This window comes from Myxococcus sp. CA023 (assembly GCF_010998615.1).
Lineage (GTDB): Bacteria > Myxococcota > Myxococcia > Myxococcales > Myxococcaceae > Myxococcus.
Genome location: NZ_JAAEAH010000039.1, coordinates 30,580 through 52,070 on the forward strand (window position 1 = coordinate 30,580; position 21,491 = coordinate 52,070).

At 68.3% G+C, this 21,491-nt stretch carries 15 protein-coding genes and 1 pseudogene; 11 read left to right on the plus strand and 5 right to left on the minus strand.

What is annotated here, in order from left to right; all coding sequences use genetic code 11:
• Complete coding sequence (mxcH, locus tag F8M74_RS18415) at window positions 1-2,391, minus strand: TonB-dependent siderophore myxochelin receptor MxcH (protein ID WP_239004927.1); 2,391 nt, start codon at window positions 2,389-2,391, stop codon at window positions 1-3.
• Between the two features lie 550 nt (window positions 2,392-2,941).
• On the opposite strand from mxcH, the gene F8M74_RS18420 reads away from it, so the two are divergent.
• The 4 genes and pseudogenes from F8M74_RS18420 (at window position 2,942) to F8M74_RS38650 (ending at window position 6,290) form a co-directional block, all read left to right on the plus strand.
• The gene (locus F8M74_RS18420) at window positions 2,942-3,976 is read left to right on the plus strand and encodes a DUF3592 domain-containing protein (RefSeq protein WP_141254785.1); all 1,035 of its coding nucleotides are present in this window, start codon (window positions 2,942-2,944) and stop codon (window positions 3,974-3,976) included.
• 264 nt (window positions 3,977-4,240) lie between these two features.
• Window positions 4,241-5,137, plus strand: a complete 897-nt coding sequence (locus F8M74_RS18425) for a GNAT family N-acetyltransferase (protein ID WP_141254786.1) — start codon at window positions 4,241-4,243, stop codon at window positions 5,135-5,137.
• 277 nt (window positions 5,138-5,414) lie between these two features.
• Window positions 5,415-5,798, plus strand: a pseudogene (locus F8M74_RS38645) (DUF1801 domain-containing protein); the annotation flags it as partial.
• Window positions 5,799-5,969: 171 nt separating this feature from the next.
• Window positions 5,970-6,290: a DUF1801 domain-containing protein gene (locus F8M74_RS38650; protein ID WP_306441939.1), complete on the plus strand. Its 321-nt coding sequence runs from the start codon at window positions 5,970-5,972 to the stop codon at window positions 6,288-6,290.
• Window positions 6,291-6,349: 59 nt separating this feature from the next.
• Here the strand turns inward: F8M74_RS38650 and F8M74_RS18440 are convergent, their stop codons facing one another.
• Window positions 6,350-7,255 carry a LysR family transcriptional regulator gene (locus F8M74_RS18440; RefSeq protein WP_141254787.1) on the minus strand — a complete coding sequence of 302 codons (906 nt, stop codon included), beginning with the start codon at window positions 7,253-7,255 and terminating at the stop codon, window positions 6,350-6,352.
• Window positions 7,256-7,331: 76 nt separating this feature from the next.
• Between F8M74_RS18440 and F8M74_RS18445 the strand changes: the two genes are divergently transcribed.
• Window positions 7,332-9,575, plus strand: a complete 2,244-nt coding sequence (locus F8M74_RS18445; RefSeq protein WP_141254788.1) for a DPP IV N-terminal domain-containing protein — start codon at window positions 7,332-7,334, stop codon at window positions 9,573-9,575.
• Between the two features lie 7 nt (window positions 9,576-9,582).
• On the opposite strand, the gene F8M74_RS18450 is transcribed toward F8M74_RS18445, so the two are convergent.
• Window positions 9,583-10,380: an alpha/beta hydrolase gene (locus tag F8M74_RS18450; RefSeq protein ID WP_141254789.1), complete on the minus strand. Its 798-nt coding sequence runs from the start codon at window positions 10,378-10,380 to the stop codon at window positions 9,583-9,585.
• Window positions 10,381-10,492: 112 nt separating this feature from the next.
• On the opposite strand from F8M74_RS18450, the gene F8M74_RS18455 reads away from it, so the two are divergent.
• Together F8M74_RS18455 and F8M74_RS18460 are read left to right on the plus strand one after the other, a co-directional pair.
• Window positions 10,493-11,167 carry a response regulator transcription factor gene (locus F8M74_RS18455; RefSeq protein WP_141254790.1) on the plus strand — a complete coding sequence of 225 codons (675 nt, stop codon included), beginning with the start codon at window positions 10,493-10,495 and terminating at the stop codon, window positions 11,165-11,167.
• Window positions 11,151-12,362 carry a HAMP domain-containing sensor histidine kinase gene (locus tag F8M74_RS18460; protein ID WP_228559977.1) on the plus strand — a complete coding sequence of 404 codons (1,212 nt, stop codon included), beginning with the start codon at window positions 11,151-11,153 and terminating at the stop codon, window positions 12,360-12,362. Before F8M74_RS18455 ends, F8M74_RS18460 begins: the two co-directional genes overlap by 17 nt.
• 98 nt (window positions 12,363-12,460) lie before the next feature.
• On the opposite strand, the gene F8M74_RS18465 is transcribed toward F8M74_RS18460, so the two are convergent.
• Entirely contained in the window at window positions 12,461-13,483 is a 1,023-nt protein-coding gene (locus F8M74_RS18465) for a deoxyhypusine synthase family protein (protein WP_141254792.1), read from the minus strand.
• A gap of 199 nt (window positions 13,484-13,682) precedes the next feature.
• On the minus strand, window positions 13,683-14,177 hold the full coding sequence (locus F8M74_RS18470; protein WP_228559975.1) for a TetR/AcrR family transcriptional regulator: 495 nt from the start codon (window positions 14,175-14,177) through the stop codon (window positions 13,683-13,685).
• Between the two features lie 172 nt (window positions 14,178-14,349).
• Between F8M74_RS18470 and F8M74_RS18475 the strand changes: the two genes are divergently transcribed.
• The 4 genes from F8M74_RS18475 (at window position 14,350) to F8M74_RS18490 (ending at window position 21,470) form a co-directional block, all read left to right on the plus strand.
• A complete protein-coding gene (locus tag F8M74_RS18475) occupies window positions 14,350-16,245 on the plus strand; it encodes an FAD-binding oxidoreductase (protein WP_141254793.1) in 1,896 nt (631 codons plus the stop codon).
• A complete protein-coding gene (locus tag F8M74_RS18480) occupies window positions 16,245-18,851 on the plus strand; it encodes an SDR family oxidoreductase (protein WP_141254794.1) in 2,607 nt (868 codons plus the stop codon). The genes F8M74_RS18475 and F8M74_RS18480 overlap by 1 nt, the downstream gene beginning before the upstream one ends.
• The gene (locus tag F8M74_RS18485) at window positions 18,848-19,813 is read left to right on the plus strand and encodes an NAD-dependent epimerase/dehydratase family protein (protein ID WP_228559974.1); all 966 of its coding nucleotides are present in this window, start codon (window positions 18,848-18,850) and stop codon (window positions 19,811-19,813) included. Before F8M74_RS18480 ends, F8M74_RS18485 begins: the two co-directional genes overlap by 4 nt.
• Before the next feature lie 115 nt (window positions 19,814-19,928).
• Complete coding sequence (locus tag F8M74_RS18490; RefSeq protein WP_141254796.1) at window positions 19,929-21,470, plus strand: gliding motility protein; 1,542 nt, start codon at window positions 19,929-19,931, stop codon at window positions 21,468-21,470.
• Window positions 21,471-21,491: the final 21 nt, after the last annotated feature.

Below are 21,491 nucleotides of genomic sequence, written 5' to 3' on the forward strand. Positions count from 1 at the left end.
TCAGAGATCAACCGTGGCGCGCGCGGAGAACGCGCGGCCCGGCTTCTGGACACCGACGATGTCGAAGGCGGGAGCGTCGGTGAGATTCTGGAGGTTGAAGGAGAAGGAGAAGGCGCGCCCCTCGAACCGGGAGCGGTAGGTGAGCGCGGCGAAGTGCAGCACCTGGGTGGGCACCCGCGCCTTGTCGCCGCCCCGTCCGGCGCTCTCCCAGGAGCGGTAGAACGACTCGACGAAACGGGTCGTCCACTCCAGGCCAAGAGCGTCCTGGGAGCTCAAGAGCTGACGCTTCTGGAACCGCGCGGTCGCCGAGGCCTGGAGCCAGGGAATGTTGGGCATGCGGTCCCCCTGAAAGCGGGCGAACTGGCCTTCCCGCGCGAGGTTGCGGAAGTCGAGCCAGGTGACGGTGCCGGTGAGCCCCACCCAGTCGCCGGGTGAGTCCCAGTCCACGCCTGCGTGCGCCGAGAAGGAGCGAGCGTGGTCCACGTTCTCGTAGGCCTGCGTGGCGTCGCCGGGGAAGAGCTGGATGAGGTTCTCGACGTCTCGGACGCCCGCGACCGCGTTGGCACCGAAGCGGCCAACGGACGTGACGATGGGGAGGAGCTCCACGCCCAGGTTGGCGTTGTGACTCGACTCGGGGACGAGCGCCGAGTTCTCCACGAGCAGTCCCCCATCGCCGAAGAGTTCGTCCACCCGCGGCATCCGCGTGGTCCGCTCATAGGACGCCTTGAGGAGCAGCCCCCGCGTCAGACTGAAGCGCAAGGTGTCACCGAAGCCTCCGGCCCACCGGCGCTCCGCGGCCTCCTGCCTCGTTCCCGAGGCGAAGCGCTGCAGGTAGCCCTTCACGAACACGGTGTTCTCCAACCTGCCGTCCCAGAGCAGCTGACGATGGGAGAGACCTCCGAAGGCGGACGTGAGCGCGAGCGGCACCCGGAGGGGGTCCTCCTGCTGCAAACGGGTGAGGTAGGCGTTCTCGCCGCTTCGGTCGCTGTCATCGACGCCGAGCGAAACCTCGAGGTCCTCCGGGTCGAGCAGCGTCCCGAGGAACCGCACGCGCCCGAACAACGTCTGGCGCGTCTGGGTGTTCTCCAGCGGCGTCGAGCCAATCTCCCCGGCCCTCGCCCGCGTCGCACGGCAGGCGCCGTACCAGTCGTATAGACAGTCGGAGGCGTCGAGAAGCTCGCCCACACGTTGGTTGTACCCGGCGATGGCGAGCACCTTCAGCCGCTCATGGGGCGACACCTCGTAGCGAAGCCCGAGGCCCCAACTCTCCTGCGCGGAGGTGACCGCGCCATAGGGCTGGATCATGAACTGATCGTGTGGGACCTCCTTGTCGTAGCGGCCGAGGTAGCCATTGAGCACGAGCCGGTCGATGCCCGGCAGTGCCTCGAACCCCACTTCGATATCGCCTCCGGTGCCCCGGTAGGCGTCGTGGTTGCGGCGCAGGGCGCGCGGCGAGACGCGCCCCGTCGCCGGGTCATCCACGGGGACGGTGACGACGTAGTCGTTCTGCGCGCGGTCGTGGAACCCCGCGGCCCGCACGAAGACGTGCTCGTGGGCCCGCCACGTCAGCCTGCCAGTCCCTCGGTAGCTGCCGAAGGACCCGCCCTGGAGCGACAGGGACGCACCGGTTTCGGGCTTCGCGAGGTCGGAGCGCAGGTGGATGGCACCGCCCAGCGCGTCCGTCGCGAGGCGCACCGGGACGACGCCGTTGAAGACCTCGAGTTGCCGGATGAGCGATACCGGCACACTTCCGAGTCCGTAGACATAGGGCGAGTACTCGATGGGGACCCCGTCGAGGAGGACTCGCACCTGGTCGCCGGAGAGGCCCCCGAGCGAGAGCTGGGTCCGGCTCCCCATTCCGCCCGTCCGCTGGACCTGCACGGCAGAGGCACGCGTCAACACCTCCGCGAGGTCCTCGGCGCGCTCATGGGCCTTCTCCAGTTCGACGACGTCCACCGCCTCCGAGCCGCGCACCAGGGCGCGGGCTTCGGTCGACCTGGCGCGGACGACCGAGGTGAAGCCAGGGGGAGCGGGAAGCTCTGGCTCTTCGGAAGGCTGCGCGGTCGCCTCTTCCGCGGGCGTGTCGGACGCGACTTGGGCGACATCCTCGGCGCCTGGCGGCGCGACCTCGGGAGGACGGGCGAGGACGAAGTGGTGGATGAACTCGAACTGGCAGGGGACAGGGCTGCCGTCCTGCATCGCCGGGGAGAAGCGTGCATTCTCGAGCGCGCTCACGGCCGCCTCGTCGAGTCCGTGTCCAAGTCCCTCGACCACCTCCGCGCGCGTGACCCGGCCCTCCGCATCAAGCGTCAGGAGGAGCTTCACCGCGCCTTCAAGCCCTGCGGCGAGTGCCTCGGGCGGATAGACAGCCTCTGGCTGGGCCAGCAGCACCGGAGGGACGACCCCACCGGATGGCGCAGGCCCGCCCTCCCCCTCCGGCGCCTGCGGGTGCGGCGTCCCGCTAGAGGGGGAAGCGGATGTCGCCGGCGCCGAGGTCTCGCTCGCATCCTGGGCTCGCGCGACGCCCATCGACAGCACGGAGAGGAGTGCGAGCGTGGGGACCAAAGAGGATGGCGCGGGGGCACCCCGCCAGCAACGAAGTGTGGGCATGGTCACGGTGTACAGGCAGGGCTCGAAGGCGCGAGGATGATGTCGATATTGATACTCATTCTCAATAACACGACGTCCTATCAGTGGCGGCGGTGGGGGTCAATTGGTTGGCGATGTCCTTCACCGGCTGCGGAGCGGCCTAGGTGCTGCCCAGCGCGCCCATGGCGCCGCCTAAGATGAGGGGGCCCGGCCCGTCGAGAGGGACCCGATGACGCCCTCCGCGACGCCCTTCAAGGTGTTGAAGTAACCAGTCGCAGCGCTCTCAAGGACGCCATTGATGGTGACCCGGGCCCGTTTCTTTCAATCCAGGGTATCCCTGTAGGCTGAGGCCATGCTTTTTCGCGTGGTCTCTTCCGCCGTCTTGCTCGCGTTCGTGGCGCTGTGGACGTCCATCACGGTGGCCGCGGACTACTTCACCGTCTCCAGCATGGTCCTCCAGATGCAGACGGAGAGCTGGCCCTCCGTGCAGGGCACCATCACCCGGAGCGAGGTGGATGCGGTGCGCTCGAACAAGACCACCACCTACGGCCTGAAGGTGGCCTACACCTACTCCGTCGACGGGCAGCAGTATGAGGGCAGCAAGGCCCGCCCCTCCATGTGGCGCACGGGGGACCGCGGATTCGCGGAGGAGCTGGTGGCACGCTACCCCCTCGGGGCCACCATCCCCGTGTACTACCGGCCCGGCCAGCCCTCGGAGGCGGTGTTGGAGACGGGCATGGATGGGTCGCAGCTGTTCACGCTCATGCTCCTGATGCCCTTCAACCTGGTGATGCTCTGGCTGGGCACCTTGGTGGTGGGGGCCTGGAAGCCGGAACCGCCGCTCTTGTCCACCTTCTTCCGGGAAGACGGCAGCGAGTACGTGACGCTCGAGGGGCCGTGGACGGCCACCTGGGTGTCCCTGGTTCTGGTGGGCACCTCCCTGGCGTGCGTCGCGCTCGCAGGACTCACTGTAGGTCTCCATGCACCGCTGCCCGTGGCCGTGGGGGCCTGGGGGGTCGTCATCGTCAGCGGTGTGCTCGTCGGGCGGTGGTCACATGCACGGGTGAAGGCCGGGCACTACGACCTCCGTCTCCATCCCCAGGAGCGGAGCCTCTCCCTACCGCCCTTCTCCGAACGGAAGCACCGGCTGGCCGTACAGTGGCGCGACGTGCGGTCGCTCCGCGTCGAACCCCAGGCGCCCACACGGAAGGGGGGGCAGGTGAGCCGCTACCATCTCACGCTCGAGCTCTCCACCGCCGACGGAGGGGGGCGCCAGGAAGCCATCGCCGGTTTCCCCCGCCAGGAGCAGGCAGAAGCACTGGCAGGCTGGCTGCGAACGCGCCTCGAGTTGGGCGCGGTCGTTCCGGGAGAGCGGAGCACCGCCTGACACAAACCGTAGCGCTCAATGTCGGTGCTCGCTCCGGCCTCGAGCAGCAGCTTCACGAGCGCGGGGTTGCCCTTGTCCTTCTGGAGACGGGCCACCGCGGCGAGCAGCGGACGTTCGTTGTCGAACCGCCTTCCGTTTGCATCCGCCCCCTGTGTCTATCCAAAGCCCGGTCGCTGCGTCACAGGTGCGCCAAGGGCAATGCGCACCATTGAATCAACCCATCCACGAGTGCGAATCACGCCCTGTCTGGTGTATTGAGCAGCGATGTTCTGCCTCCGCCCCTATCGCGATGTGGCCGACCTCAACACCATGGCTCACCTCGTGGCACAGGCCTGGGCGGAGCGAGGTCCCCACGTGGAGTGCGCGGTGGGAGACCTGACCTGGCGCCTGCTGCGCAATGCACAGGTACGGCCGCGGGAGGACATTGCCTTGTGGGAACACGCGCCCGGGCAGCTCGCTGGCTTTGCGTGGGCCTACGGCAACGGAGATGTGGACCTGCTCGTCCACCCGCTCGTGCACGCTGACGCCTTCGCGGAGGATGTGCTTCCCTGGGTTCGCGCACGCCACGAGCGCACCCCGCAGCCTGCCACCGTGTGGGCACTGGAGAGCAACGGCCCGCTGCTCGCGGCGCTGCAGCGGCGGGGCTGGCGGCGCACCACGGGCGGGTGCTACCTGCACCTCGCACTGCCGCTACACGCGGTGCCGTCTCCGCCGCCTTCGCTGCCCGCGGGCTACCGGGTGCGCGCGGTGCGGGGCCCCGAGGAGGTGGCCCCGCGAGCCCTCGTACACCGGCGCGGCTTCGGCTCCGAGCGGGTGACAACGGAGGTGTACGCGCGGCTCATGGAGGCACCGGGTTACCAGCCTGCGTTGGACCTCGTCGCCGAGGCACCCGACGGAAGCCTCGCGGCCTGCGCGCTGGGCTGGCTCGACGAGGCGAACGCGGTGGGCGAATTCGAACCGGTGGCGTGCGCCCCAGAGCACAGGCGACGCGGGCTGGTGCGCGCGCTCCTACACGAAGGGCTCCGGCGCATGCACATGCTGGGCGCAAGGCGGGCCATCGTGTACGCCTTCGCGGACAACCCGGCCTCCCCCGCCCTCTATCAGTCCGTCGGCTTCACCGTGGTGGACCGCAACCTCGGCCACACCCTGGCGTCCCCATGAGCGCCCGTCTCACCCGCACTTGCGGCGAGGGCCGGGCCAGCGATGAGGACGAATGACACCCGTCCACCGCCAAGGGGCACGACGCGCCGACTGAAACTGGCGGTCAGCCGCGATTGCACCAGGAGTGCCTCTCCCCTGCGCGCCCCATGCCGCCAAGGCGAGAGGCTCGGATGCGGAGGCCTCCACCGGATGCCCCCCTTGTTTCCAACACCCCACCAGAGTGCTATCGGACGCAGGAAACGTGGGCAACACTGCCGCTCCACGGGAAGGCAGGTAGATGAAGAGTCAAACCAAGACAGATGGCGATTCGGCATCGAAATTCATCAACGAAAGGATTGCCGAACTGGGTGACTGGCGAGGCGATACACTCGCGCGGGTGCGTGCCCTCATCAAGGAGGCCGTCCCGGAGGTCGTGGAGGAGTGGAAGTGGCGGGGAACGCCGGTCTGGTCCCACGACGGGGGCATCTGCACGGGTGAGGCGTACAAGAAGGCCGTGAAGCTGACCTTCTTCAAGGGCGCTTCGTTGGAAGATCCCGCCGGGCTCTTCAACTCGAGCCTCGACGGGAACGTCAGGCGCGCCATCGACATTCACGAAGGTGAGGCGCTGAACGCGAAGGCGTTCAAGGCGCTCATCCGCGCGGCCGTCGCGCTCAATACAGCAGCCCCCAAGTCCAAGAAGGCCACGGCGAAGAAATCGGCGGCAGCGCCCAAGGCCACCGCGGCCAGGCGCAAGAGCCCCGCTGCGGCCGCCAAGCCGGTCCTCCTCTCTGGCGGCAATCCGCAGATTGCGAAGGGCTACGGCGACGCCCCCATCCGGGCCTACATCGAGGCCATGCCGGGCTGGAAACGCGACGTCGGGCACCGCCTCGACGAGCTCATCGAGCGCACCATCCCGGGCGTGAGCAAGGCGGTCAAATGGAACTCGCCGATGTATGGCGTCGAGGGCCAGGGATGGTTCCTCGGCATCCACTGCTTCGCGAAGTACATCAAGGTGGCCTTCTTCCGCGGCACCTCGCTGCGCCCCATCCCACCCGGTGCGTCCAAGAGCCAGGACACGCGCTACCTCGATATCCGCGAGGACGAGCCGCTCGACGAGGCCCAGTTCGCCGCCTGGGTGAAGCAGGCCAGCCAATTGCCTGGCGAACGGATGTAGGGCGTGCCCTCCGCGCATGACGTGCGCCTCGTGCCACGGCTTCGAGGCGCGAGTGCCGCTCAGTCAGAAGCACTCCTGCCAGAGCGGGAGACAGCTTCATGCGCGAGGACGCGGAAGTGCTGCGCCGCGGGCGCGGGCCGCGTTCCAGGAAAGGCCACCACCAGCTCCGCGTGTCCGGGAGCGCCGCTCAGGGGGCGGAACACCACCCCTTTGGGACACAGCGCCTGGGAGGACGCGGGAGCGATGGTCAGCCCCAGGCCCGCTTCCACCATGCCAACGACGGACGGCCACGAGCTGGCTTCCTGGAGGATGTTCGGAGAGAAACCCGCGGCCAGGCACATGCTCGTCACCAGGTCGTGCAGACCCGGCGCGGAGTGACGCGGAAAGAGCACGAACGGCTCGTTCGCCAGTGAGGACAGCGCGACGACCTGCTGACGGGCTCGCGGGTGTCGAGCTGGCAGGGCGAGCACGAAGCGCTCCTGGAGCAGCCGCTCGACGGTGAGCCCTTCGTGACGGAACGGCGCCCGGATGATGGCGATGTCCAGCTCACCCGAGGCGAGCGCGGCGCCGACATCCAGCGTCTCGCTGTCGTCCAACTCCAGCTTCACCTTCGGGAACCGCGTGCGGAAGCGCAGCACGATGTCCGGCAGCACGCCGAAGGCAGACGACGCGGCGAAGCCGACACGCAGCGTGCCCGTCTCTCCACTCGCCGCCTGCTGCACCGAATGGATGACATCCGCGCGCCGGGCCAGCAACGCACGCGCATCCTCCAGCAAGCGGCTCCCGGCGGCGGTGAGGGCCACTCGGCGGCTCGTGCGCGTGAGCAGCTCGACTCCCAGCTCGGACTCCAGCCGGCGAATCTGCTGGCTGAAGGGCGGCTGGGCCATGCCGATGCGCGCGGCGGCGCGTCCGAAGTGCAACTCCTCCGCCACGGCGACGAAGAGCTGGAGCTGACGGAATTCCATATCGAGACGATATTCATCTCAATGCGCATCAAAAGATATATTGGTCGTGAAGGATGTGGCTTCCTACCATCGGCGCATGCGATTCCCCTTCGTTCCCCTCGGCCTGATGTTCACGGCGCTGATGGGAGCCCCCGTCCTGGCGCTGGATGACACTCCCCTCCCCCTCGCCCCCTCCGGAGCCACGCCGGATGCGCAGGTCCAGGCGAAGCTGGACCTGGCGGACCGGTTCGTTCGCCGGGCGGAACTCCTGCGGGACAGCCTGGTCCCCCCCAGGTGGCTGCGTGAGGGCGACCGGTTGGTCTTCTGGTCCCGTGAGGGCAAGGACGGCGGGACGTGGGTGCTGGCGCACGCGAAGACCGGGGAGTTGAAGCCACTCCTTTCCGGGGAGCAACTGAGGCAGCAGCTCTCGGCGCTGCTGGGCAAGCCCATCACCACGCCCCGCTTCTTCGACGTCGAGCTCGCTCCGGATGAGCAGGGCATCGTGTTCCGCCTGGAGGGGAAGACCTTTGGCCTGGGCCTGTCAGGTGGCCACGTCACCTTGCTGTCGCCGGAGGACCGGGCCGCGCTGACGCTGTCGCCCCAGCACTTCCTCGCGCCGAAAGGCGGCGCGCTCGCCGTGCAACGCCAAGGCGGCTTCGCGGTGCTGAACGCGGAAGGTGCCACCGTGGTCGCGCGCACGGGAGAAGCGAACCTCGACTGGCGGATTCCGGAGCGTCCCTGGTCACCGGATGGCCGCTTCCTGGTGGTGTGGCGAGATGACCTCCGCACCGTTCACCAGGTGCCCGTCGTGGACTACTCCTCCGCGCTGGAGAAGGTGACGACGGTGCCCTACACGAAGTCCGGGACGCCACTGCCGCGCGCGGAGCTCCATGTCGTGGAAGTGGCGACGGGCCGCGTGACGCGCATTCCGCCCGTCGAGGGCGAGACGTATGACTGGTTCGCCGGCTGGAATCCCGAGGGCACCGAGGCGCTGTGTCTCCACCTCTCGCGTGACGCCAAGCGGCTGGACCTGACCGTCGTGGAACCCGCGTCGGGCCAGCGCCGGCACGTGCTGCGCGAGGAGCGCCCGGAGACCTTCGTCACCGGACTGGACTTCGCGGTGGGCGGCTGGGCGAAGCAGGTGACGGCGCTGCCAGGAGGACGCGGCTACCTCTGGATGTCCGAGCGTGATGGCTGGCGCCACGTGTATGCGTATGACCGCTCGGGGAAGCACGTGCGGCAGCTCACGCGAGGCGCCTTTCCCGTGCACGAAGTGGTGGGAGTCGCCCCCACGGGAGATGCCCTCTACGTGCTGGCCTCCGCCGACAGCGGCGCGCCATACGAGCACCTCTTCTACCGGGGGAGCCTGAAGGGAGGCGCGTTGAAGCGGCTGTCCTCGGGCTCGGGGATGCACCGCATCACGCCGTCCCCCTCGGGCCAGTACTACGTGGACACATGGTCCTCGCGGACACAGCCCCGGCTGAGGGAGCTGGTGTCCGTGGAGGGTGGCAAGCGCGTGCGGCTCACCACGTCGGATGCCAGTGAGCTCGAGTTGCTCGGCGACACGCGGCCGGAGGCGCTGCTCGTCAAGGCGGCCGACGGCGTCACGCCCCTCCACGGCGTGCTCTACAAACCACGCGACTTCGACTCCTCGAAACGCTACCCCGTGCTCGCCTCCATCTACGCGGGGCCGTTCACCACCGTTGTACCCTGGACCTTCCTGGGGACTTCGGATTCGCTGACCGCCAGCGGCCTGGCGCAGTTGGGCTTCATCGTGGTGTTGCTGGACCCCAGGGGTGGCCCCGGACGGAGCAAGTCCTTCCAGGACGCGAACTACGGCCGCGTGGGCCAGACGGAGATTCCCGACTACGTCGCGGGGCTGAAGCAGGCCGCGTCCACGCGCCCATGGATGGACCTGGAGCGGGTCGGCATCCACGGCGGTTCGTGGGGTGGCTACTTCACGCTGCGCGGCATGCTGACGGCGCCGGACTTCTTCAAGGCGGGCTACGCCGTAGCCCCCGGAGCGCTGGAGGAAGAGGCCATCATCAACGAGCCCTATCTCAACCTCCCAAGCGTCAATCCCCAGGGGTACGCGGCGGGCGACAACCTCGCGATTGCGGACAGGCTGAGGGGCCACCTGAAGCTGATGCACGGCACGAGCGACGTGAATGCCACGCTCTCCGTGACGATGCGGATGGCGGACGCGCTCATCCGCGCGGGCAAGCGCTTCGAATTGCTCATCATGCCCGGCCAGCCGCACTCGCCTCGGGGTGCCGCCAGCCGCTACTACCGGGACGATGTGGGCCTGTTCTTCCTCCGGACCCTGGGCGGCCCACGGTAAGGGCTCCTCATGGGCCCTTGCGGCCAGGCACTCGGCGTTCCGCATGGAGCCAGCGGCGCACCTCCTCCAGATACTCCCGTGGGAGGACATGCCCGCTGTCGAAGGTCTTGTGTGTCTTGCGACGGGACGGAGCGGCATCGAACAGGGCGCGGCTGTCCGCGACAGGCGCGAAGTCATCCTTGTTCGCCGTCAGCAGCAGCCAGTCCTGGTGAACGGTCGCCATGTGACGCGAGGGGGCAACCTCCTCCATCGACGGGTCGATGTGGGGTGGAACCATCGTGACCAGGTGGGTGATGCGGGGCTCACGCGCCGCCAGCAGGATTCCCACCTGGGCGCCCATGCTGTACCCGGCGACGAGCACCCGGGGCGGCTGGCCTTTCGCGAGTACGGTAGTCAGCAGCACGTGGGCATCGCGGACGGTGTCGGCAATCATCGCCACGTACCCCGAGGGGTCCCCTTGATGGGCCCGCTTGGCGAGCGCTCCCGGCCTGGCTTCGGGCGTCGCCCGCTCTCCGTGCCGGCGTGCATCGAGGAGATAGACGCGGTAGCCGGACCGCAGCAGTTCATCCTTCAGCACACCGCCGTGGGTTGGCCCCTCGTTCGACAGCCAGTCCTCCTTGCGGCGCGTAAGGCCGTGAAGGAGGACGGCGATGGGTGGATTCGCGGCGGCGCCCTCCGGCTCCAACACCCGCGTGGGGATGCGTTCTCCATCCGCGCCGCGGACGTCCAACGACGTTTCCAGGGCGGCGGCACGGGCCACAGAAGCGGATAGAAGCAGCAGGCACAGCGACAGCAAGCGGGTCATCTCGGCTCTCCCAGAGGTCAGAAGCCCGGTCACCTTGCCGCCCTCCGCGTCAGCCACGCGTCAACCCCCGGTTGACCTCCGGTTGACGTGGCGGCTGATAACCTGCCCACCCATGCGAGTGCTCGTCGTCGAAGACAACCTGGACCTCCAGGCCAACATCGAGAGGTTTCTGGGAAAGGACTTCCAGCTCGACTTCGCCGCCACCGGCCCCCAGGGCCTCACGCTCGCGCTGAGCCAGGAATACGACGTCATCGTCCTGGACCTGATGCTGCCGGGAATGAGTGGCATCGAGCTGTGTCAACGCTACCGGCAGCTCGCTCCCCGGCTGGTGCCCATCCTCATGCTGACCGCGCGGGACACCCTCGATGACAAGGAAGAAGGCTTCCGCGCGGGCGCGGATGACTACCTCGTCAAGCCGTTCTCCTTGAGGGAGCTGCGGCTGCGGCTCGAAGCCCTGGCGCGGCGCCCCGTGCCTCCGAGCGGACGACGGCTGACGGTGGGGCCACTGATGCTGGAGCCAGACACGGGCCAGGCACGGCGAGGCGCGCGCACCGTCCACCTCAACAAGACCGAGACGCTCCTCCTGAGGCTGCTGATGGAGGCCGCGCCCGAGCCCGTATCGACAGCCACACTGGCCCACCACCTCTGGGGGGACGATGCGCCGGAGTCCAGTGCCTTGCGCACCCACGTCTATGCCCTGCGCGGAGCACTCGCCGAGCTGGGGATGAGCGACTGCATCACCACCCTCCGCAACAAGGGATACCGCCTGGATGCGTGCGAGGACTAGGTCGGTCCGAGGTCTCCTCCTGGGCGCCATGGGCATGTCCGCGGCGCTCGCGCTCGTCCTGATGGGGACGTTCTTCACGCTCTTCAGCTACGACCTCGAAGACGCCATCTTCGCTCGGTTCGTCGCCACCGCGGCGGACGGACGCAGGGATGACACGGGGGCCATCCCACTTGGAATGACGGCCTATGTCGGCCACGAAGGCCTTCCGTCCTGGCTCGGAGACGCGCTCCCCCTGGACACACCTCGCGGCGAATACGAGGTCTTTGCCCAGGGCCGTGGGCACTTCCATGTCGCGGTGCGACCGGGCGTGTCGGCTGGCACGACGCGCTACGTGGTCTTGGACACGACGGCGCTGACGAGCACCACCCGTCACCTGCGCCAGACGTCCGGACTGCTGCTGGCAAGTGCCCTGCTGGCCCTGCTGGGCGCCGCCGGGCTCTCCCTTGTCGTCGCGAGGAGGCTCAGCCGTCCGCTGGAACAACTCGTGGCACGCGTCCAGTCGGATACGCCGGCGCGGGAAGAGGACGTCGGGGTCACCGAGGTGCAGGCCCTGGCCGAAGCCCTGCGTGTCCGGGATGCCCGAATCCAGGAACTGCTGGAACGGGAGCGTGCCTTCAACCGGGACGCGAGCCATGAACTGCGTACGCCCCTCGCCGTGGCGCAGGGCGCGGTGGAAATACTGGAGTTGGACCCACCCGCGGACACGGAGACCTTCGGCCGTCTGCGGCAGGCCATTCACCACATGGGCCTGCTGACGGAGGGCATCCTCTGGCTGGCCCGGTCAGGCCACTCCGACGAAGCGTGCGGACTGGTTAGCATCTCCCGCGAAATGGTCACGCTGTACGGCAACCACCGCCCTCACGGCAACGTGGCGCTCGTCATCGAGGCGAAAGAGGAGGTCCTCGCGCCACTTCCGGGGTCCGTGGCGCGAGTGATGCTGGGCAACCTCATCAAGAACGCGCTCGCCTATACGCACCAGGGGCGCATCGTCATCCACATCGCGCCAGAGGGCTGGAGCATCTCCGACACAGGCGTGGGCTTCGGTCGGGTCGAGCCCGAGCACACGGGCTTCGGTATCGGCCTGTCGCTCGTGGAGCGGCTGGCGCGCCGGTTCAACTGCGACGTGGCCTTCAGCGCCGTGGCGCCACACGGAACGAGGGTGCGGCTCACCTGGCCATCCGTGGAGCCCGGCTGACTGGGGGGGACCGCGACGCACGGCATCCCGTGCGTCGTGGCATCTTCACGCCATTCCCACATGCGGAGCGGCGCGAGCCGCCCCGCCTGCTGAGACGGCTAGCGCTGGTGCTTCGCGATGAGCGCGTTCGCCGCTTCCGGATTGCGCTTGCACTCGAGCAGGGCGCTGAGAATCAGCGGAGCGACAATGGTGGCATCCGACTCGATGACGAACATCGGCGTCGTCTCGGTCAGCTTGTCCCAGGTGATCTTCTCATTGGGCGTCGCGCCCGAGTACGAGCCGTAGGACGTCGTCGAGTCGCTGATCTGGCAGAAGTAGGCCCAGGGCTTCACCGGCTTCTGCAGGTCGTACTTGATCGAAGGAACGACGCAGATGGGGAAGTCACCAGCGATACCGCCGCCAATCTGGAAGAAGCCGACACCCCGGCCCTCGGACATCTCCTCGTAGCGGTCGTAGAAGTCGGCCATGTACTCAATGCCAGACTTGACGATGCTCGCGTTGCATTCGCCCGCCTTCACGTAGGACGCGAAGATGTTGCCGAACGTCGAGTCCTCATAGCCAGGGACGACGATGGGCAGACGGTGCCGCGCCGCCTCGAGCAGCCAGCAGGCCTCCGGGTCACCCTCATACGCGGAGGGGTCGAGCGCCTGGATGAACGCGTAGAAGTACTCGTGCCAGAAGCGGCGCTCGCCCTTCTCGGTCGCGCCCTTCCACATCGGGACGGCAATCTTCTCCACCGCGCGGAACGCCTCGTCCTCGGGGATGCTCGTATCGGTGACCCGGCGCATCCGCGCCTCGAGGATTCGCGTGTCGTCCTGCTTGGTGAAGTAGCGGTACTCGGGGAAGTCCTTGTACCCCGTATGCGCGACGAGCCGGAAGAGCGACTCCTCGATGTTTGCGCCCGTCACCGACAGGCCGTGAATCAGCCCCTCCCGGATGGCCGGTGCGAGCGTGATACCGAGCTGCGCCGACGACATCGCGCCCGCGACGCTCCAGAACATCCGGCCACCGTTCGACACGTGCTCCCAGTAGGACAGGAGCGCATCGCGCGTCGCGCGCGCGTTGAAGTTCTTGTAGTTCGTGAGGACGAACTCGAGAACGGGAAGTTCAGACGAGGACATGTGAGCCTCCAGCAACAACGTGGTGAATGCTCGAGAGGCGCACGCCTGGCGGAGCCACTCGAGGACACCCTACGGTCGCAACGAGATGTCGCGGCCGCCATCGGAGCGTCAAGTGGCTCCGGCTAGCTAGCACAGGCGGCCCCCGAGTCGCCACCGCGTTCCACGCCTCCCCGGTTGGCCCCCAACAGAGCCGCCCACCTCAGATGCGCTGAACCACCCGCAGCGCGAAGCGCACGAAACGTGCGTCCAGTGGCTCATTGAGCATGAGGCGCTGCCACACCAGGCCGGAGAGCACGTTGACCACGAGCTCCCGGTCGGCGGGCCGGCGGTCGGCGAGGCACGCCCGGAGCTCGTCACCCCGCGGGCGCACCAGTTGGGCGATGAGCCGCCGGTGGAGGTCCTCGTCGAATTGCGCCTCCGCCATCAGCGCTCGCAGCACGGGCGCCGCCTCCGAGGCCCCCCGGCAGAACTCCACCAACGTCGAGGACAGGGAAGGCTTGCGCCGGCTCATGCGGGGCGCCTGACTCACCCACTCGGAGAACGCGTCGAGCACCAGCGCCCCCTTGCCCGGCCACCAACGGTAGATGGTCTGCTTCCCAGCCCCCGCGCGCTCCGCCACATCAGCGGTCGTCACCGCCGCATAGCCCTTCTCCAGCACCAGCTCCTGCGCCGCCGTGAGAATGGCCAGGCGCACTTTTTCGTCCCTGGGTCGTCCCGTCCGCATGACACGCCTTTACGAGACTTCGGGTCTCGGAAACAACCCACTTACGAGACTAGCGGTTCCGAAATCGCGTAACGCAGTGCGCACCTGCGTAACCCGCGCGCGTTGACGGGGAATAGGGCCCTGTGTACGACTGCGAGTGACCATGGCTAAACAATCAGGTTTGCTGCGCCGTCTTGGGAATGTGGCGCTGAACGAGGTGAGCGAGCGCATCGGCAGCCCGTCACCCACGCCTTCCTCCGGAGACACGCGCTTCACGCCGCCGACGCCTGCCGCGTCGAAGGACGAGGAATCACTCGAGGGCTGGGGCTTCGCCGATACGCGTTTCGTGGTGAAGCCCGACGGGAGCACCGTCCTCACGGGCACCCGCTACAACATCAGCAATGTCGCGCTGCCAGACTTGATGCCGTGGTTCGCCGGCAAGCTGGCCTCGCCGCTGGGGTACGACAATCGGAACGAGCCGCACTACCCGCCCGAGATTCCCGCGGCGAAGAAGAACGACAAGCTTGTAGCGGCGCTGCGCGAGTTCCTGAAGGAAGAGCAGCTCACCGACGACCCCAAGCAGCGCCTGCGCCGTGGCCATGGCCACACCGGCGGTGAAATCTGGGCAATCCGCTACGGGAAGCTGGACCGGGTGCCCGACCTCGTCATCTTCCCGCGCAGCCACGATGAGGTGGTGCGACTGGTGGAGGTCGCCACCCAGCACGGCGCCTGTGTCATCCCCTTCGGCGGCGGCACCAATGTGACGGAGGCGCTGCGCATCCCGCTCTCCGAGGAGCGCCTGGTCATCGCCGTCGACATGCGGCAGATGAACCGGATTCTGTGGGTGGACCCCGTCAACCGCATGGCCTGCATCGAGGCGGGCGCCACGGGCCGTCACCTGATGGAGGAGCTCGCGAAGTTCGGCTTCACCATGGGCCATGAGCCGGACAGCCTCGAGTTCTCCACGCTCGGCGGGTGGATTGCCACGAACGCCAGCGGCATGAAGAAGAACCGCTACGGCAACATCGAGGACCTGGTGCTCGACATGCAGGTCGTCACGCCCCAGGGCATCGTGGAGCGCCCGCGCCAGGCCCCCCGGGAGAGCGTGGGCGTCAACCCGCGCCAGTACATGTTCGGCAGCGAGGGCAACTTCGGCATCGTCACCACGGCGGTGGTGAAGCTGTTCCCGCTTCCCGAAGTGCAGCGCTACGGCTCGGTCATCTTCCCCGACCTCGAAACGGGCCTCTCGTTCCTCTACGCGCTCCAGCAGTCGGGAGCGGTGCCGGCCAGCGTGCGGGTGATGGACAACACCCAGTTCCACTTCGGCCAGGCGCTCAAGCCAGCCAAGCACGGGCTGGCCGCGAAGCTGAAGAGCGAGGTCGAGAAGGCCGTGGTGACGAAGCTCAAGGGCTTCGACCCGTACAAGCTCGCCGTGGCCACCCTCGTCTTCGAGGGCTCGCGCGAGGAGGTCGCCTTCCAGGAGAAGACGGTGTACCGCATCGCCTCGGAGCACGGCGGCATGAAGGGCGGTGGCGCCAACGGTGAGCGCGGCTACCAGCTGACCTTCGGCATCGCGTACATCCGGGACCTCACGTTCGAGCACTGGGCCATCGCCGAGAGCTTCGAGACGAGCGTGCCGTGGAGCCGTGCCATGGACCTCTACGAGCGCGTGCAGCGCCGCGTCGAGAAGGAGCACGCCGCGCTGGGCCTGCCGGGCAAGGTCTTCTTCACCGGCCGATTCACGCAAGTCTACCAGACGGGCGTGGTCATCTATTTCTACCTGGGCTTCTACGCGCGCGGCGTCAGCGACCCGGTGGGCGCGTACGCGGCGCTCGAGCATGCGGCGCGTGAGGAGATTCTGGCCGCGGGCGGCTCGCTGTCGCATCACCACGGCGTCGGCAAGATTCGCCGCGACTTCCTGCCCGAGGTGTACTCGGAGGCCGCGCTGACCCTCAACCGCAAGGTGAAGGCCGCCATCGACCCCGACAACGTCTTCGGCGCGTCGAACTGCGGAATCAACGGCCCGGTGGCCCTGACCCCGGATGAGGAGGCGCACTGATGTCCCGCCACGTATTTCTCACCGGCGTCACGGGTTTTGTCGGCAAGGTGGTGCTGGAGGCGCTGCTCGCGCAGGGCGTCGAGCGCGTCACGGTGCTGGTGCGCGAGTCGAAGGACCGCCAGGGCCGCGTGCATTCAGCCGCGGAGCGCTTCGCGAAGGTGGCCCAGGCCGAGTGCTTCTCGCGCCTGCCGTCCGGCTGGGCGGAGCGCGTCGCGGTGGTGAGCGGCGACCTCGAGCAGCCCGCTTGCGGCCTGTCTCCCGCCGACGCCGACGCCGTGCGCCAGCACGTCACCCACGTCGTGCACTGCGCCGCCAGCGTGGAGTTCGACCTGCCGCTGGCGCAGGCGACCTCGGCCAACATCCGGAGTGCGCTGTCGGTGCTGGAGCTCACGCGCACGTGCCCCAAGGTGGTGGGCATGGTCGACGTGTCGACGGCCTACGTCAGCGTGTGGCGGCCCGGCCCCATCGAAGAGAAGCTGGCGCACCTGCCGAAGCCCGCCGCGGAGCTCTACGAGGCCTTCCAGGTGGCGCAGGGCGACGGCCGCGAGTGGCTGGAGCTCACCGGCCACCCCAACACGTACACGCTCACCAAGAGCGTCGCCGAGCACCTCATCTGTGAACGCCGCGGCCACGTGCCCGTCGTCATCGTGCGCCCCAGCATCGTCTCGGCGGCCCACCGCACGCCCTTCCCGGCCTGGCTCGACAGCCCGGCGGCGCTCGCGGGCTGCCTGCTGTACAGCGGCCTGGGCGTGGTGCGCGCCTTCAACGCCGACCCGTCGGTGCGCCTGGACGTGGTGCCGGTGGATGTGGTCGCCAGTGAAGTCGTACGTTCGGTGTTCGGCCCCATGCCGAAGCCCGGCCAGGCCGTTCCCATCGTTCACGCCACCATGGGTGTGCAGCGCGCGCTGCGCATCGACATGGCCGCGGCGACGACCATCGAGTGGTTCAAGCACCGCCCCGGCGTGGTGAAGACGCCCGACATGTTCGTCGGCCGCAAGGACCACGGCTTCGACGCGGTCGACTTGATGCGCCGGGAGCTACCGGTGCAACTGCAGAAGGCGGCGCTCGCGCTCTTCGGCCAGGCCAAGGCCCACCGCCGGCTGGTGCGCGCCGACGAGAAGGTGCAGTACCTCAACGAAGGCTTCGCGTACTTCACGCACCACACCTTCGACTTCGTGCGCAGCGCGCCGCTGGAGGTCCCCGGCTTCGAGCCCTTCGAGTACGTGCGCGTGGTGAACGAGGGCATGTACCGCCACCTGCTGTCGCGCGATGAGAGCCAGGTGTCCTTCGCCGGGCCGAAGCACGACGACGCGCGCGGCGACCGGGCGTGGGTCCAGGAGCGCGGCGTGGGCAACACCACGCACAAGGTGTTTGGCTATGCGCTGCGCAAGACGTTCCGCCACTGCACCAGCGACGTGACGTTCGACCGGCCGTCGTTCGAGCGCGCGATGGCGCAGGTGCCCCCCGGCACGCTGGTGGTGCTGGCGCCCACCCACCGCAGCTACTTCGACTTCCTGCTGTCCAGCTACCTGTGCTTCCAGCACCCGGAGCTGGGCATCTCGATGCCACACATCGCCGCCGCGGAGGAGTTCGGCCGCATCCCCGTGGTGGGCCCGATTCTCAAGGACTCGCAGGCCTTCTTCATCAAGCGCGGCGTGGGCCGCGAGGTGCCGGAGCTGGGCGAGGAGCTGCGCCGGCTCACCGAGAAGAACGCTTCGCTCATGTTCTTCGTCGAGGGTCAGCGCAGCCGCGCGCGGCTGATGCTGCCGCCCAAGCGCGGGATGTTGCGCGCGCTGCAGAATACGAAGCGCCAGTTCGTCGTGTTGCCCATCGCCATCTCCTACGACCGGCTTCCGGAGGAGGCGTCCCTGTCGGAGGAACTGTCCGGCAAGCCGCGCCCGAAGATGACACTCACCGGCGTGCTGTCGTGGCTCACGAAGCTGACGCGTGGCCAGGTGCAGCTGGGCCGTGTGCATCTGTCGTGTGGCGCGCCGCTGGCGCTCAACCCGGACACCGACGTCCGCGCGCTGAGCCATACGCTCATGGCGGAGCTGCAGCGCCACACCACGGTGAGCAGCTTCCATCTGCGCACGTTCCTCGCCGAGAACCCGATTCCGGGCGTGGATGAAGCGTGGCTGCGCGAGGCCGTCGAGCGCCGCGGAGGCCGAGTGCTCGACAGCGACCTGCCCGTCCCCAGCCCTCTGTCTCCCGCGCTGGCGCACTCGCTCCGGAACCAGTGGCAGCACTGGTTCGCCGGTGACGTGCTGGCCCGGCAGCCCGGCAACCCCGCGCTGGAGGACCACCTGTCGCGCTACCGTTGGTGCGCCACGCCGCTGGCCGAGCTGAGCGACGCGCGCGTCGACGCCGTGGTGAAGGCGCTCTTCGAGCCTGTCGTGCGCGACTACCAGGAAGCGACGAAGGTGCGCGCGCCCGACGAGCTGAAGGCCGTGGCGGTGACGCACCGGCCACACCTCGATGGCGTGGTGCAGGCGCTGGTCTCGCGCGACATCGTGAAGCCCGCGGGTGACAACTTCGAGTGGGGGCCGAACGCGGCGGAGCTCTCGCAGTTCCATGAGGCATGCGCCTGGCGCGGGGTTCAGCCATGAAGACACTCGTGACAGGAGCCAGCGGGTTCCTCGGACGCAACCTCCTGGAGACGCTGGGCGACGACGCCGTGGCGCTGGTTCGCTCGCCGCTGCCGGGCCCGGTGGCCCAGGTGTCGGGCACGCCGCTCGACCCTGACGCGTGGCTGTCCCAGGCCCAGGGCGTGAAGGTGCTGATTCACTCCGCGGGAATGGTCCACCACAGCCGGCAGCACGCCGACGAGATGGTGCGCTTCAACATCGACAGCTCGCTGGCCATGGTGCGCGCCGCGAAGGCGCTCGACGCCCGGCTGGTGCTGGTGTCGACCTCAGGCACGGTGGGCTGCTTCTCCCATCCGACCATCGAGGCGGACGAGCACTCCCTCTACGCCGAGGCGCTCGTGGGCCGGTGGCCCTACTACCTGTCGAAGATTCGCGCCGAACAACAGTCGCGGAAGCTGGCGAAGCAGCTCGGCGTGGAGATGACGGTGGTGCGGCCTCCGGTCCTCCTCGGCCCTGGGGACACCTTGGGCCGCTCGACGACCAACGTGGCCCGCGTGCTGAACGGCCGACTCCCCTTCATTCCTACGGGTGGCATCGCCTTCACCGACGTGCGGGACGTGGCACACGCGCTCGCGGTGCTGGCGAAGAAGACCGACTGGCGGGACACGTACCACCTGCCCGGCACCACCCTGCCTCTGCGCACCTTCTTCGAGCGCGTGGGCGAGGTCGCCGGCATCCGGGTGAACCGTCCCGGCGTGCCGACGCTCGTCGTCGATGGGCTCGCGAAGCTCGGCTCCCATGTGCCGCTCAAGAAGCTGCCGGACCCCGTGGTGCTCGAGATGTCGACGTGCCACTGGGGGTTCAAGACGGTGTGGAGCCACGAGGAGCTCGACTACCGGCCGCGGAGCCACCGGCAGACGCTGAGCGACACGGTGGCGTGGCTGCGCGAGGCACAGGCGCGGCAGACGCCTCTGGCGGGCTGAAGTCTGGAGGGGCAGCGCTCCGTCGCGGCCCCTCCCCCCCTCAAACAACGAGGGCGCGATGCGGCGCATGGCCTAGACTGGGTCCGAACCAACCCTCTTACGGACCCGGTCGACCATGAAGCCCACGCCAGGAGACATCTTCGTCGTCCACACCCCTCGGCTTGACGCCTACACGGCGGTCCAGGTGACCGCCCTGAAGGTCGAGGGGAAGGACGAGCTGGCCTCCGTGCTGGCGTTGGACTGGGTGGGCACCTCGCTGCCCGACGCCGCCGCTGTCGCGGCCATGGCCCCCGCCAACTTCAACTTCTTCTTCTGGAAGGACCACTGCGTCCACGTCTGGACGTCCGCCGAGGTTCCTCGCGGCTTCACCCGGGTGGGCCGCCGGCCGCCCCTCGTCGTCGAGGACGTCAACAGCTACAGCGGTTGGCCATCCGGCAGCGCCCTCTACAGTCAGCGCCGCTGGGAGGCCATCCCCCAGGCGCAGCGCGACGCCTTCAAGCAGATGGTCGCAGCACCCGACGAGCAGGTGCTGTTCACGGTCGGCGACATGGAGGTACGCCGCTCGACGCAGCGGCTGGATACGGCTCGCCTCGCCGCCGCGCCTGACTTGACGGTGTTCGAGGTGCTGCCGATTCTGACGTCTGTCAATGCGGACGCCCCCATCCCTGGCCTGTTCGACTTCATCCGGCGCCGCCCCTTTGTCTATGAATCAGCGGTGCTCAAGCATGGTGAGCGCCGAGTCGACCTGCGGGGAGCCCAACTGTCCCGGCTCACGCTCGACGTGACGGGCGTCCACGAGCTCTATCTGAACGACGGCCTTGAGGACCTGTCCCTGGTCGGCCAGCCTGACCCGGCGCTGAAGATTCACGGCGAGGCGGATGGGCGCTGGCTGACCTTGTCCCTGGGCGCTCCGGACATGCCCTGGTCCGGTCTGGACACACTGGACAGCCTTCATCTGCGGGCCGCGCGCGACGTGGATGCGTCGCGCATCGTGCGGCGCTTTCCGAACCTGACGGAGCTGCGCATCTGGGGAGCCCCGGGCTACCTGAGAAACACCGCGGAGCTGGCGAAGCTCCCGGCCCTGGCCATGCTGACATTGAGCGACCTGTTCGGGATGTCACCCGACGAGTTTCCCGGTCCGGAGCAGCTCCCCCACCTGGGCATGCTCTGGTTGACGAGCATTCCCGCGGACGTCGCCGCCCAGGTGAAGAGAGCCTACAAGGCCGCTGCGCGCGAGGGATTGGACCTGTCGGTGCGACAGCCGCGCAAGGCAGATTGGCTGGCGGAGAACCTGGACAACCCATTTCGCGTCTGGGACGGAGCCGACAACATCAGTCCAGCCCAGGCGAAGAAGGCCGCGGCGCTGTACCGCCAGGCACGGTCGGCCGCGCTCAAGGCCGTATCCGAAGGGGAGCGCTCCCCCGCCGCCCTCGTGTCCGCGCTCACCCCCATCGTCACGGCCTACACCGAGGGCTTCAACAAGCTGGATGCCCGCCACACCTTCATCTTCACCGAGGAGCGTGAGCAGATTTATCTCGCGCTGATGGGCATCTTCGACGCAGTGGATGAAAAGCTCCGGTCCACGGAAGGAACTCCCGCCGAGCCGCTCAATCGAGATGCCCTGGTGTCGGTGATGGATTCGATTCGAGACTTCTAGGGTGATTCACCCGCGCAAGCA